The organism is Phenylobacterium sp. J367 (genome assembly GCF_024699985.1).
GTDB lineage: Bacteria > Pseudomonadota > Alphaproteobacteria > Caulobacterales > Caulobacteraceae > Phenylobacterium.
In genome coordinates this window covers 3630862-3643416 of the sequence record NZ_JAJONA010000001.1, presented here as the reverse complement: position 1 = coordinate 3643416, position 12555 = coordinate 3630862, and the positions used below count along the sequence as shown (strand labels likewise).

The window sequence follows — 12555 nt, the reverse complement described above, 5'->3', positions numbered from 1 at the left end:
TCAGCGCGTCGGGGTCGCGCCAGTGGCCACGGTCAGCAAAGATCTTCTCATCGGTTCGAACCTTTTCGAGCTTAGAAGCGGGCCGTGAGGCCGATGTAGTAGCGACGGCCGACCAGGTCGTAGCTGGAAGGGTCGGTGTTCGCCGCGATCGACGGCGAATAGACCCGGGGTTGCTTGTCCGTGAGGTTGTTCACCCCGCCGCGGGACCGTCACCGTCTCGTTCAGCTTCCACGAGCCGTTCAGGTCGAAGTAGTTGACCGCGTCGAGGACCTGTTCCCGGTTGTTGAAGTTCTCGACGGAGCCCTGGTAGCGCCAGCGCACGCCCAGGCTGAAGGGGTCGTAGTTCCAGCTCAGGGTCGACAAAAACTTCCACTCCGGCAGGGTCAGGCCGAAGGTGTTGGAGATCGTCCCCTTGCGGTCGGTGAACGCGCCGCCGGGCAGGTCCTGCCGCTTCCACTCCTGCAGCTTGGTGCCGATGACGTTGAGCGCCACCGTGCCCCAGTGCGGCCCGCCGACATCGGCCAGGGCCACGACCCAGTCGACCTGGAAGTCGGTGCCGCTGGTCTTCAGCGTGCCGAGGTTCGCGTTGGTCTCAAGGGTGCTCGTGATCTGACCCGAGTTCGGGTCGCGGCGGCCCGGACGAGGTCCATCGAGACCAGAAAGCCGCGCCGCGGCAGACGGTCGACGAAGGCGTTCACAACCGGGCCTACCCCGATATAGGCGATCATCTTGATCGCCAGGGCCCCGCCGAGCACGGCGTCGATTTCGCGCCCGCAAGATCGTAGGACAGGAGACCCAGCGCGACGGTCGCTAGGCCCGTGCCGATCAGGGCGATGACCTGGGCCAAAAAGAGATGCCGATAGGTGCGGTCTCCTAGAACGCTCAACATGACGTTCGCTTCCTCAGCGCGAACTTAAGCGTCGGACGCTCACAGGTATTTCGCGAGTCCGGATAGGCGCCCGAGTTGGTCGTGCGATGCGACTGAGCCGCGAAACGATGTCTTCGAGGTGATGTTCGATTTGGCCCTGCACGAGGGATGCCTTGGCCTTGCCGAGGGCGCTGATCAGGTCCGATAGGATCGATTGGGCGCGCAGCTCGGACGCACCTGTGAAGCCCCACCCTCAAACATTGTCGTGCTGTCGGATTCATCGGGGGTTCGACCGTAACGTGCGCCAGCTCATGCACTCTGCGCAGACGTTGGCGCACGTCGGCGGCTGAAGCGTCGCCCGTGAAGCTGACAATCGCCGCGTGGGCGCCAGGCCCGATCCGCCAAACATGCAGGTCCGTGATCTTGGCGTCCCCGAGCCCTTCAACCTCCTGACGCACTTCGCCCTCCAGGTGAGCATCAGCCGTATCGAGCAGCACGGCGGCTGTGTCGCGCATCAGGTTCCAGGCCCAGACGGAGATCACGACCGCGCCGACGATGCCCATCACAGGGTCGAGCCAAACCCAGCCCAGATATCGCCCGGCGACCAACGCCCCGATCGCCAGCACCGAGGTCAGCGCGTCGGCAAGGACGTGCACGAAGGCGGAGCGGAGATTGTTATCGTGATGCGCGTGCGCTCGATCGGAGGCGTGGCCGTGGTGATCACCGCCATCGGGATGCTCGTGAACATGAGCGTGGCCATGATGGTGATCGTGCCCCCCGACAGGAGAAGGGCGCTCACGACGTTTACGGCGAGCCCCACTACGGCCACGAGCGTGGCCTCGCCGAAGCTCACGGGCTGCGGGTTGAGAAGGCGGACGACGGATTCGACACCAATCGCGAGCGCGATCAGGGCGAGCACAAGCGCAGAGGCGAAGCCGGCCAAATCGCCGACCTTGCCCGTACCGAAGCTGAAGCGCCGGCTGCGCGCGTGACGGCGAGCGTAGGCGTAAGCCGCCGCCGCGACGGCCAGAGCGCCCGCGTGGGTCGCCATGTGGAATCCGTCGGCGAGCAGGGCCATCGAGTTGAAGACACTGCCGGCGATGATCTCGCCAACCATCATCACGGCGGTTAGGGCCACGACCCACAGCGTGCGTCGGGCATTTTCATCGTGCCGTTCGCCGAGGAAGACGTGGTCGTGGGACAAGGCCTCGTCTGAAGCTGACAGATTCAAGGCGGCTCTTCCTATTTTGCGTATCGGCGCACGACTGCGATCAGCTCTTCGGCGCCGGAAGCTCGGTCCGCATCCGTTAGGTCGGGCCGGGCCACGTGCTCGCGGACATGGTCCTCAATCAGCTCGTCCATCAGCCCGTTAACAGCCCCGCGCACGCCGGCAGCCTGATGCAGGATCGTCGAACAGCCCGCTTCGTCAGCGATGGCCCTCTCGATCGCGGCGACCTGGCCGGCAATACGCCGGACCCGGGCCAAGAGCTGCTCTTTGTTGTTCGTCGTATGCGCCATAGGCTACCCCCCTACCCTATATGACGCGGAGCCGCCAGCCCTCGACTACGTGCGCACGCTCTCTGCGCGCTTCACGGACCAACCGCTGGCGAGGACTGGGCGAGGCGCCTTTCGACCGGAGGAGGCGCCTTGCTTCTCAAGTCGGGAACTCATTCACGCCCGGTGCAGGCGCGGCGGCTAGTTTGAGGGGTTGCCGCGCTGAGATGCGTAGACGTTCACAGACACCCTGTCGGAGACCCCAATGAAGACCCGCCTTTTCGGACTTGCCGCCCTTGCGGGAGCAACGGCCCTCATCGCTTCCAGCCCGGCTTGGGCGCATGCGCACCTCGTGAGCTCCAATCCGGCGGCCAACGCCGCCGTCGCGGCCGCGCCGAAGGTCATCACCCTGACCTTCAACGAAAAGCTCGTACCGGCCTTCTCCAAATTCGAGCTCACCATGCCGGAGCATGGCGGCATGAAAGTACCGGTGAAGACGACCGTCTCCAAGGACGGCAAGTCCATCACCGGTACGCCACAAACGCGCTGACCAATGGAGCCTACAAGATCGTGTGGTCCGCGGCCTCGGCCGACGGCCACAAAATGACAGGCGAAGTGGCCTTCAAGGTCGGCTGACGTGCTTGAGCCTGCGGTCATCATCCTCAGGCTGCTGCAGTATGCGGGGGCGATGGTCCTCATGGGATCATCGCTCTTCTTCATCTATGCCCTCCCCGCCACGGGTCCCGGCTCGGCCGCGGAGGCGCCGTGGACCCGCAAGCTGCTGACGGGCGCAGGCGTGCTGCTCGCGCTCGCGACGCTGCTCTGGATCGCGGCCCAGGCCAGCGTGCTGGCCGGATCGATAGCGGAGGGACTCAAACCCGAGGCGCTCGGCGCCGTGGTGACAAGCATGGACCTCGGCAAGGCGGGTGTCCTGAGGGCCGGAGTCGCCCTCCTGGCCACGATCCTCGCCGTGATGCTGAGGCCAGCGCGAGCCAGCTGGATCGTCGCGGCCGCGCTGGGAATGGTCGCGACCGCAACCTTCGCCTGGATGGGTCATGGCGCGGCGACGGAGGGGCCAGGCGGTGTCATCCACCTTGTCTCCGACATCCTTCACAGCTGGGCAGGGGCCGTCTGGATCGGCGCGCTCGTAGCCTTCGCGCTGATCCTGCGCACCCGCAGCCCCGTGCCGGCAGAGGTCGTCGCCCTGCACCGGGCGCTGCACGGCTTTTCGAGCGTGGGTGCGCTGCTGGTGGCGGTCCTGGTGGCGACCGGACTCGCCAACAGCTGGTTCTTGGTCGGGGTGGACCGGATCGACGGCCTCTGGACCACCCCTTATGGGCGGCTTCTGAGCCTGAAGTTGGTCCTCTTCACGGCCATGCTCGGCTTGGCGGCGGCCAATCGGTTCGGGCTGACGCCGGGTCTTGGCAGGGCGCTCGCAGCTCCGGATGCGTACGCCGCAGCCCTGACGGCGCTACGAAGGAGCGTGGCGATCGAGACAGCCGTGGGGCTGATTATTCTGGCGCTGGTCGCTTGGTTCGGGACGTTGGCGCCGCCATCAGCCCTCTAGGCGTGATGGCAAAGACCCGGGTTTTGCCACCCTGGAGCAATAACGGCGTGTTGCAGGCTCCCTTGCTCCCTAGGGCGTCTCCATGCCCGCAACCGGTGGCCATGGAGCGCTTTCACACGGCATAGACCGGAGCGAACCCGCCACCGGGCGTCCGGAAGTTGGTCGTCTGCCCTTGGTAGATCCGCGCCGCTGAGAGGAGCGGTTCGCCACGGTAGGTGTAGAGGCGCATGTCCAACTTCAGCGACTGCTCTTGTCCATCCACCCGAATTCGCCGCTCACTGGGGGCGCAATCTCCCTGGGCGATGTAGCCGCCGCTCGCCACCAGTTCCCATACGCCGCGGGTGATCTTGTCGCCGCGGTACACCGCCTTGCCGCCATGTCCCGTGACTGGCTTAAAGAAAGTAGCGCTTGCGCGCCATCCAGAGCGCGTCGGCGTTCCCAGCTTCAACCAGCACCGTCCTTGGCGTGGCCCTGAGCAACGCCTGTCGCTGGTGGTTGGCAATCCGAAGATCGTCCAGCGCCTCCCCATCGCAGAGCAGCGTGAGGTTCCGCTTATCTGCGAGCAGGGCATGATTGCGGGGGTTGGGCGTCACGACCACCGCGCCATTGCGATTTGCGTCGCGGAGCGCACGATGGCCCTCCGTCTCGAGCGCAAAGTCAATCAGCCTGTTGTAGACCAGCGAGATCTCGCGACCATCATACAGCAGCTTTCCCCCGCTGTATTCGAGCTCGGCAGGATCGGCCACCACGGCATCTAGCCCCCTCCGCTCGAACAGGGCCTTGGCCAGCAGGAACTCAGGATAGAGGTATTGTTCGCCCGGTTGGTTGTCGACGATGGCGATCGAGATCGGCCGCCCCGCGCCCCGCTGCAGCGTCCACTCTTCGAGGAACATATCCCAAACCGCACCTTCAAAGACGCCGGCCCCTTCACCAACGGTGGAGAGCGCTTCCTGCGCCTCCGCGCAGCAGGCGCTCTGCGCGCGTGCGAGGAGCGCGTTCAGGAAAGCTCCGCCGGCGGTGGTGTTTATCTCGATCAGTCGCGGCCCCGCGGCGCCGGGATGGAAGTCATAGCCCATGAAGACACCCCGCAGCCCAAAATCGGCGTGGGCGATCTGCGGCGCCCAGGCCAGCACCGCCCGCTGGTAGGGCGGCGTCGCAGCCGCGGCCTCGATGGCCCCGACCACCTCCAGCATGGCTGTGAGGTCCCGATTCGCGAGGAACACCGGCGTATCGGAGAACAGATGCGGTCGGCGCGCCAGCAGGACGTCGGTCAGGTCCGCATCGCCGGCCTCGGCGCGGATGGCCGCGCGCAAAGCATCCCGCTCCAGGGTAATACAGAAGCACTGCCGATTGAGAACCTCGTCCGCGCGCCCCTCGGCGGGTTTCCGATCGTCCATGCGTCGCCTCCTGCGCCCCTCATCCCAGACGCACACTTGCGCCACACCCCTCGAAGCAGTGTTGATTTCCATCAAGGCGGCGGAGGCAAGCCGCCTGTAGCTTGCACGATGTCGACTCTTGAGAGTCCGCCCCAGTGGGCGCATCCTGCGTCCTAGGAGGAACCCGCTGCTCCGCAGGCTGCATCATCTGCTTGCCCTCATCGCGTCGATCATGCTCGTGATCGCCGGGTCCCCTGCCGTGGCCGCAGGCGCCGGCTGCGACCCGTGTCCTCCGAACTGTGAGATGATGTTGCAAGACGCCGCAGCGTCAGGGGCGAGCGGCGACAGCCACCCGTCTCCTGCGCACTCGGAGGACGGCTCCCAGACTCCGTGCAAACAGGTGGTAATGTGCCAGGCCGCCGCGGCGCCGGCCCCCGAGTTGGGCGCGGTTGTCTTCGCGCGCCTTTCACATGACGCGGCGCGACGCCCCTGGCGCAATGCCGTCGCCACGCCCTCGCGGCCGCCCGACCAGGTGCTGCGCCCTCCCATCCGCCTCTGACCTTCGACAGATTCCCGGCCCGCTATGCGCGCCGGCTCTGGCGCCATGGCGCTCTCATCGAGGAGTTCGGAGCATGTCTCCCAATCGCTGGCTGCCGGCCCTGCTGGTCGGCGCCGCAATCGCCACCCCCGCGTCAGCGGACCCGCAGACGTTCGACCAAACCCTGGCGCTGGCGAGCGCAAACGCGCCCAGCCTGCAAGCGGCAGCGCTGAAGGTCGAAGCCGCCCGGGCCGCGTTGCCCGCCGCCGGCGCCCTCCCCGACCCCCCAGCTGAAGGTCGGGCTCGAGAATGTGCCGATCTCTGGACCCATGGCCGGGCGCTTCGGGGCTGACGAAATGACCATGGCCACCTTCGGCCTTATGCAGGAGGTGCCGAACGGGGCGCGCCGGCGCGCCGAGGCCGGCATCGCTCGGGCGGACATCGGGTCGGCCCAGGCGGAGGTCGCGGTGGAAGCCCTCGATGTGCGGCTGGGCGCGGCGCTCGCGTGGATCGACCTTCACTACGCCGGTCGACGCCTGGCCGCGCTCGACAGCGTCCTGCAGACCCTGGAGCCGCTCTGGGACGCCGCGCCGGCCGGTGTGACTGCCGGCGCCACGCGCCCGGCCGGCGCCCTGACGCCGGTGGCACAGCGCGCGGCGCTCGATGACCGGCGTAGCGAACTTGTCGCTGCGCTCGGCCGGGCTCGTGCGGAGCTGGTGCGCTGGACCGGCGACCCCTCGCCAAACGTGACGGGCCCGCCGCCCGAGCCCGCACTCGACGCCGAGCGGCTTCGCGCCGGGCTGGACCGTCGACCCGCGCTGCTTGCCTATGCCTCCGCCGCCCGCCGGGCCGCTGCACAGGTTGACCTCGCCCGCGCGGCAAGGCGGCCGGACTGGGCCTTCGAGGTCGGCTATGGCCGCCGCGACCCGATGTTCGGCGACATGGTCTCGGCCGGTGTCACGGTTCGCCTGCCGCTGTTCGCCTCCCGTCGTCAGGACCCGCTGATCGCCGCCCGCGCCGCCGACGCCCGTCGGGTCGAGGCCGAGCGGGAGACCGCCCGCCGCGCCCTGGCGGCCTCGCTGGAAGCCGATCTGGCCGACCAGGTCATGCGTCGGGAACAGTGGCTGCGAACCCGCAACGTCGTACTCCCCGCGGCGAAGCAGCAAGCGGACCTGGAGACCGCCAGCTACGCCGCCGGCCGGGCGGGTCTCTCCGAGGTGCTCGACGCCTTCACCCGCCTCGCCGAGGCCCAACTCACCACCATCGACCGCGAGGCCGCACTGGCGCGCGAGGCTGTCCGCATCGACATCACCTACGGGAGCGACGCCCAATGAACCCGCAGCAATCCGGCCGCGTCCGCCTCGCCGCCGGCGCGGTCGCCCTGCTCCTGATCGGCGCGGCTGGCGGCATCGGCCTGGCCAGGCTCTCCGCCGGGGCTGACGACCACGCTCCGGCCGCAGGTGTCGAGGATCGCGAAATCCTCTACTGGTACGACCCAATGGTTCCGGGCCAGCGCTTCGACAAGCCCGGCAAGTCGCCCTACATGGACATGCCGCTGGTCCCCCGTTACGCGGACGAGGGCTCCGGCGGTGCGGGCGTGCGCATCGATCCGGCGCAGCTCCAGAGCCTCGGGGTGCGTTACGCCGTCGTCGAGCGGGGGGCGCTGGGAAGCGAGCTCACCGCGTCCGGGGTGATTGACTTCAATCAACGCGATGTGTCGGTCGTACAGGCCCGGGCGGACGGCTTCGTCCAGCGGGTCTATGCCCGCGCGCCGGGCGACGTGATCGCCGCCGGCGCCCCACTGGCCGACATCCTGGTTCCCGAATGGGGCGGCGCGCAGGCCGAGTACCTGGCGGTGCGGCGCACCGGTGACGCCGAGCTCATCGCCGCGGCCCGCCAGCGTCTGGTGTTGCTGGGCATGCCGCCAGGCGTGATCGCCGGCGTCGAGCGCACCGGCCGGCCGCAGACGACGGTGACGGTCACGACGCCTGGTGGCGGCGTCCTCCGCATCCTGAGCGTCCGAGGCGGCATGACCGTCGCCCGCGGCCAGACCTTGGCCGAGGTCAGCGGGCTGGGAACCGTCTGGCTCAACGCCGCGGTTCCAGAGGCCCTGGCGGCGCAAATCCGTCCCGGCCAGTCGGTCACGGCAACGCTCACGGCCTACCCGGGCGAGTCGTTCTCCGGCCGGGTCTCGGCGCTGCTGCCGGAAATGACCGGAGAGAGCCGCACGCTCACGGCCCGCGTCGAACTTGTCAACAGCGGGGGCCGCCTGCGCCCAGGCATGTTCGGCGAGATCCGATTCAGCGGCCCGCCTACTCCGGCGCTGATGATCCCGGCTGAAGCGGTCATTCGCACCGGTCGCCGGACCCTGGTCATGCTGGCGGAGGGCGATGGCCGATTCCGGCCGGCGGAGATCCAGGTCGGCCGGTCCGACGGCGAGCGCCTGGAGGTGCTCGGCGGCCTGAAGGCGGGCGAGCGCATCGTGGCGTCCGGGCAGTTCCTGATCGATTCGGAAGCCAGCCTCTCGGGAACGCCCGCGCGCAGCCTCGGCGAGGGGGCGAAGAGCGCACCGAGGGCGGCGCTGCACGAGGCGACCGGCCGCGTCGAGAAGATCGATCAGGCGGGCCTGACCCTGTCGCATGGGGCTGTCCCAGCGCTCGGGTGGCCGCCCATGACGATGACCTTCAAACTGGCCGACCCGGCCCTGGCCCGCGGGCTTCGAGCCGGCGACAGGGTGCGGTTCGCCTTCGACCAGCCGCCGGCCGGGCCCACCGTCCGGCAAATCGAAAAGGCGACCGCGCAATGATCGCCAGGCTCATTCGCTGGTCCGTCGCCAACCGCGTCTTCGTGCTGCTGGGCGCCCTGTTCCTGCTGTCCGCGGGAGTGTTGGCGGTCCGCGCCACACCGGTCGACGCCCTGCCGGACCTGTCCGACGTGCAGGTGGTGATCCGCACGCCCTATCCCGGCCAGGCGCCTCAGATCGTCGAGGACCAGGTCACCTACCCGCTGGCGACCACCATGCTGTCGGTTCCGGGCGCCAGGACCGTGCGCGCCTACTCCTTCTTCGGAGACAGCTTCGTCTATGTGCTGTTCGAGGACGGGACGGACCTCTACTGGGCCCGTTCGCGAGTGCTCGAGTACCTCAGTCAGGTGCAGGGGCAGCTGCCAGCGCAGGCGCGTCCTGCCCTGGGGCCCGACGCCACCGGGGTCGGCTGGGTGTTCGAGTACGCGCTCGTCGACAGGTCGGGAAAGCACGACCTCTCGCAGCTGCGCAGCCTCCAGGACTGGTTCCTCCGCTATGAGCTGAAGAGCCTGCCCGGGGTGGCGGAGGTCGCCAGCATCGGGGGCATGGTCAAGCAGTACCAGGTGGTGCTCGATCCGGTGCGGCTCGCCGCCTACGGCCTCACCTATCAGCAGGCCGCCGAGGCCATCCAGCGCGCCAACCAGGAGACCGGCGGTTCGGTGCTGGAGCTCGCCGAAGCCGAGTACATGGTCCGGGCCAGCGGCTACCTGGCCGATCTGGACGACTTCCGCGCCATCCCTCTGCGCACCGCGGGTGGCGGAGTCCCTGTGCGCCTCGGGGACGTCGCGACCGTACAGCTCGGTCCCGAGATGCGGCGCGGAGTCGCCGAACTGAACGGCGAAGGGGAGGTGGCCGGGGCCGTGGTCATCGTCCGCTCCGGCGAAAATGCCCGGGCGGTGATCGAGCACGTAAAGGCGCGGCTTGCGGAGTTGAAGACCAGCCTGCCGGCCGGGGTGGAGGTGGTCGTCACCTACGACCGCTCTCAGCTGATCGAACGGTCGATCGCCAATCTCACCGAGAAGCTGCTTGAGGAGTTCGTGGTCGTGGCGCTGGTCTGCGTGCTGTTCCTCTGGCACGCGCGCAGCGCCCTGGTGGCGATCCTCACCCTGCCGCTCGGCGTGCTTGCGGCGTTCATCCTGATGCGCCTGCAGGGCGTCGATGCGAACATCATGTCCCTGGGCGGCATCGCCATCGCCATCGGGGCCATGGTCGACGCCGCCGTCGTGATGATCGAGAACGCCCACAAGCACCTGGAGCGTTGGGCCCACGAGCACGACGGCGACCAACCCAAGGGCGCCGAACATTGGGCCGTGGTCACCGAAGCGGCGGCCGAGGTCGGCCCGGCGCTGTTCTTCAGCCTGTTGATCATCACTCTCTCGTTCGTGCCGGTGTTCACCCTGCAGGCGCAGGAGGGCCGGCTGTTCGCGCCGCTCGCCTTTACCAAGACCTACGCCATGGCCGCCGCGGCCATCCTGTCGGTGACCCTGGTCCCCGTGATGATGGGCTATCTGATCCGTGGCCGCATACCGGCCGAGGCGCGAAACCCGATCAACCGCTGGCTGACGGCCGCCTACCGGCCGGGTCTCGACTGGGTCATGCGACGGCCGAAGACGACGCTGGTCATCGCCGCCGTCATCTTCGCCACGACGGCTTGGCCGCTCAGCCGCCTCGGGGGGAGTTCCTGCCAATGATGGACGAGGGCGACCTGCTCTACATGCCCTCGGCGCTTCCGGGCCTGTCGCCAGCCAAGGCCGCCGAGCTGCTGCAGCAGACCGACCGCATGATCAAGTCGGTGCCCGAGGTGGAGAGCGTGTTCGGCAAGGCCGGAAGGGCCGAGACCGCCACCGACCCCGCGCCGCTGGAGATGTTCGAGACCACCATCCAGTTCAAGCCTCGCGACCAGTGGCGGCCGGGCATGACCCCAGAGAGGCTGGTCGAGGAACTTGACGCCGCCGTGCAGGTTCCCGGGCTCGCCAACGTCTGGGTGCCGCCGATCCGCAATCGCATCGACATGCTGGCCACGGGGGTGAAGAGCCCGATCGGCGTGAAGGTGTCGGGGGCTGATCTGGCCGAGCTCGACCGCGTCGCCCAGCAGGTGGAGACAGTCGCAAAAACGGTGCCGGGCGTCAGCTCCGCGCTGGCCGAGCGCCTCACCGGCGGGCGCTATGTAGACATCGACATCGACCGCGGCCAAGCCGCGAGATACGCCCTGAACATCGCCGATGTGCAGGCTATCGTCGCGGGCGCAATTGGCGGCGAGGTCATCGGCCAAGTGATCGAGGGCCGCGCGCGCTACCCCATCAACCTGCGCTATCCGCGCGAGCTGCGCGACAGTCTCGAAGGCTTGCGGGCGTTACCGATCGTCACGCCGGGAGGCCAGCAGGTCACTCTGGGAACGGTCGCCCGCGTCGAGATCGCTGATGGCCCGCCCATGCTGAAGACGGAGAACGGACGGCTGTCGACCTGGGTCTATGTGGACGTCCGAGGCCGGGACCTCGCCTCTGTGGTGGGTGACCTGGATGGCGCCGTGCGTCAGCAGGTGACGCTCCCGGCGGGGGTCAGTATCGCCTACGCTGGCCAGTTCGAATACCTGCAGCGCGCCACCGAACGGCTGAAGCTGGTGGTTCCCGTCACCCTGCTGACCATCTTCGTGTTGCTTTACCTGATCTTCCGGCGGTTCGATGAGGCGGCGCTGATCATGGCCACCCTGCCGTTTGCGCTCACCGGCGGCATCTGGCTGCTCTATCTGATGGGGTTCAATCAGTCGGTGGCTACGGGCGTGGGCTTTATCGCCCTGGCCGGCGTCTCCGCGGAGTTCGGCGTGGTGATGCTGATCTATCTCAAGCACGCCTTGGAGGCCGGTGGTCCCGACCCCTCGCCGGCGACCGTCGAAGCGGCTGTCCGGGAGGGCGCCCTGCTGCGGGTTCGGCCCAAGGCCATGACCGTGGCGGTGATCCTCGCCGGCCTGTTCCCGATCCTCATCGGCCACGGAGCGGGATCGGAGATCATGAGCCGCATCGCCGCGCCGATGATCGGCGGAATGCTCACCGCCCCGCTGCTGTCGATGCTGGTGATCCCGGCTGGCTTCCTGCTGCTCCGCCGACGCCCGCATAGGGCTACTTCAATTCGTCCGGACCTGAGGAGAAGATCATGAAACCCATCTGGACCGCGCTGGCCGCCCTGCAGCCGGCCTCGCCGCCTGCGCTGATAACCGATCGGCCGATACGCCGGCGGCCGGAGCCCAGGATTGGCGCCCGCGTGCCGATGGCGCGGCGGCGCGAGCGGCGCTTGCGCACGGTCAGGCCTTCCTCACGATAGAGCCGGTAGATTCGGTTCTTGCCCGACGGCTCGCCCGCCCGCCGCAGCAGCACGAACAGTCGTCGGTAGCCGAACCGTCGTCGCTCAGCGACCAGGCTGCGTAGGCGCTCGCGCAGTTCAGTCTCCGGAGGCCGGCGGGATCGGTAGCGCACCATCTTGCGGTCCGCTTGGACGATGGAGCAGGCCCGCCGCTCGCTGATCTCGAACACTGTCCGCACCCTGCACAGCGGCGGGCCCTACCATTTTTTTCCGAGCGACTCGTTCAGCGCGGCCTTGTCGAGCATGGCATCCGCAGCAACTTCAGCCGCCGGTTCTCGTCTTCCAGCGCCTTCAGCCGCTGGGCGTCCGACTACGCTCATCCCGCCGAACTTGGCCTTCCAAACGTAGATTGTGCCCTCCGACACCCGTGCTTGCGGGCCAGCTTCGCCGCCTTCGCCCCAGCTTCGTTCTCCCGCAGGATCCCGATGATCTGCTCTTCCGTAAATCTCGCTCGCTTCATGTCCGTCCTCTCAAGGGCCGGACTCTAGTTCCGCGTGGAGGAAATTTTCAGGGGCAGGCCAGCAGGAGCCGATCTTACTTTGCGGCATGTCG

The 12555-nt window shown here is 68.1% G+C and carries 9 protein-coding genes and 4 pseudogenes; 5 read left to right on the top strand and 8 right to left on the bottom strand.

Annotated elements, in window-relative coordinates; all coding sequences use genetic code 11:
• The 5 genes and pseudogenes from LRS04_RS19420 to LRS04_RS19400 all read right to left on the bottom strand — a co-directional run bounded on the left by LRS04_RS19420 (nucleotide 1) and on the right by LRS04_RS19400 (nucleotide 2386).
• The gene (locus LRS04_RS19420; protein ID WP_257817730.1) at nucleotides 1-531 is read right to left on the bottom strand and encodes a hypothetical protein; all 531 of its coding nucleotides are present in this window, start codon (nucleotides 529-531) and stop codon (nucleotides 1-3) included.
• Between the two features lie 98 nt (nucleotides 532-629).
• Nucleotides 630-889: pseudogene (locus LRS04_RS28310) on the bottom strand (MFS transporter); the annotation flags it as partial.
• On the bottom strand, nucleotides 883-1524 hold the full coding sequence (locus LRS04_RS19410; protein WP_257817729.1) for a hypothetical protein: 642 nt from the start codon (nucleotides 1522-1524) through the stop codon (nucleotides 883-885). The gene LRS04_RS19410 and the pseudogene LRS04_RS28310, both read right to left, overlap by 7 nt.
• On the bottom strand, nucleotides 1500-2072 hold the full coding sequence (locus LRS04_RS19405) for a cation diffusion facilitator family transporter (RefSeq protein ID WP_257817728.1): 573 nt from the start codon (nucleotides 2070-2072) through the stop codon (nucleotides 1500-1502). The genes LRS04_RS19410 and LRS04_RS19405 overlap by 25 nt, the downstream gene beginning before the upstream one ends.
• A gap of 38 nt (nucleotides 2073-2110) precedes the next feature.
• A complete protein-coding gene (locus LRS04_RS19400; RefSeq protein WP_066680703.1) occupies nucleotides 2111-2386 on the bottom strand; it encodes a metal/formaldehyde-sensitive transcriptional repressor in 276 nt (91 codons plus the stop codon).
• A 241-nt stretch (nucleotides 2387-2627) separates the two neighbouring features.
• Between LRS04_RS19400 and copC the strand changes: the two are divergent.
• Together copC and copD are read left to right on the top strand one after the other, a co-directional pair.
• Nucleotides 2628-2998, top strand: a pseudogene (copC, locus tag LRS04_RS19395) (copper homeostasis periplasmic binding protein CopC).
• Between the two features lies 1 nt (nucleotide 2999).
• Nucleotides 3000-3929 carry a copper homeostasis membrane protein CopD gene (gene copD / locus LRS04_RS19390; protein ID WP_257817727.1) on the top strand — a complete coding sequence of 310 codons (930 nt, stop codon included), beginning with the start codon at nucleotides 3000-3002 and terminating at the stop codon, nucleotides 3927-3929.
• Nucleotides 3930-4041: 112 nt separating this feature from the next.
• Here the strand turns inward: copD and LRS04_RS19385 are convergent, their stop codons facing one another.
• The gene (locus LRS04_RS19385; RefSeq protein ID WP_257817726.1) at nucleotides 4042-4293 is read right to left on the bottom strand and encodes a hypothetical protein; all 252 of its coding nucleotides are present in this window, start codon (nucleotides 4291-4293) and stop codon (nucleotides 4042-4044) included.
• A gap of 28 nt (nucleotides 4294-4321) precedes the next feature.
• Nucleotides 4322-5326, bottom strand: coding sequence for a hypothetical protein (locus tag LRS04_RS19380; RefSeq protein ID WP_257817725.1), 1005 nt, complete (start codon nucleotides 5324-5326; stop codon nucleotides 4322-4324).
• Between the two features lie 879 nt (nucleotides 5327-6205).
• Between LRS04_RS19380 and LRS04_RS19375 the strand changes: the two genes are divergently transcribed.
• The 3 genes and pseudogenes from LRS04_RS19375 to LRS04_RS19365 all read left to right on the top strand — a co-directional run bounded on the left by LRS04_RS19375 (nucleotide 6206) and on the right by LRS04_RS19365 (nucleotide 11800).
• Nucleotides 6206-7177, top strand: coding sequence for a TolC family protein (locus tag LRS04_RS19375; RefSeq protein ID WP_257817724.1), 972 nt, complete (start codon nucleotides 6206-6208; stop codon nucleotides 7175-7177).
• On the top strand, nucleotides 7174-8649 hold the full coding sequence (locus LRS04_RS19370) for an efflux RND transporter periplasmic adaptor subunit (protein ID WP_257817723.1): 1476 nt from the start codon (nucleotides 7174-7176) through the stop codon (nucleotides 8647-8649). Before LRS04_RS19375 ends, LRS04_RS19370 begins: the two co-directional genes overlap by 4 nt.
• A pseudogene (locus LRS04_RS19365) lies at nucleotides 8646-11800 on the top strand (efflux RND transporter permease subunit). The gene LRS04_RS19370 and the pseudogene LRS04_RS19365 overlap by 4 nt, the downstream one beginning before the upstream one ends.
• An 88-nt stretch (nucleotides 11801-11888) precedes the next feature.
• Here LRS04_RS19365 and LRS04_RS19360 read toward each other — a convergent pair.
• Nucleotides 11889-12463 (bottom strand): annotated as a pseudogene (locus LRS04_RS19360) (transposase); the annotation flags it as partial.
• Between the last annotated feature and the right edge of the window lie 92 nt (nucleotides 12464-12555).

Bases quoted from the DNA above. Each gene is read 5' to 3' on its own strand.
- LRS04_RS19400 (WP_066680703.1), bottom strand. From the start codon at position 2,386: ATGGCGCATACGACGAACAACAAAGAGCAGCTCTTGGCCCGGGTCCGG.
- LRS04_RS19380 (WP_257817725.1), bottom strand. From the start codon at position 5,326: ATGGACGATCGGAAACCCGCCGAGGGGCGCGCGGACGAGGTTCTCAAT.
- LRS04_RS19375 (WP_257817724.1), top strand. From the start codon at position 6,206: ATGGCCACCTTCGGCCTTATGCAGGAGGTGCCGAACGGGGCGCGCCGG.
- LRS04_RS19370 (WP_257817723.1), top strand. From the start codon at position 7,174: ATGAACCCGCAGCAATCCGGCCGCGTCCGCCTCGCCGCCGGCGCGGTC.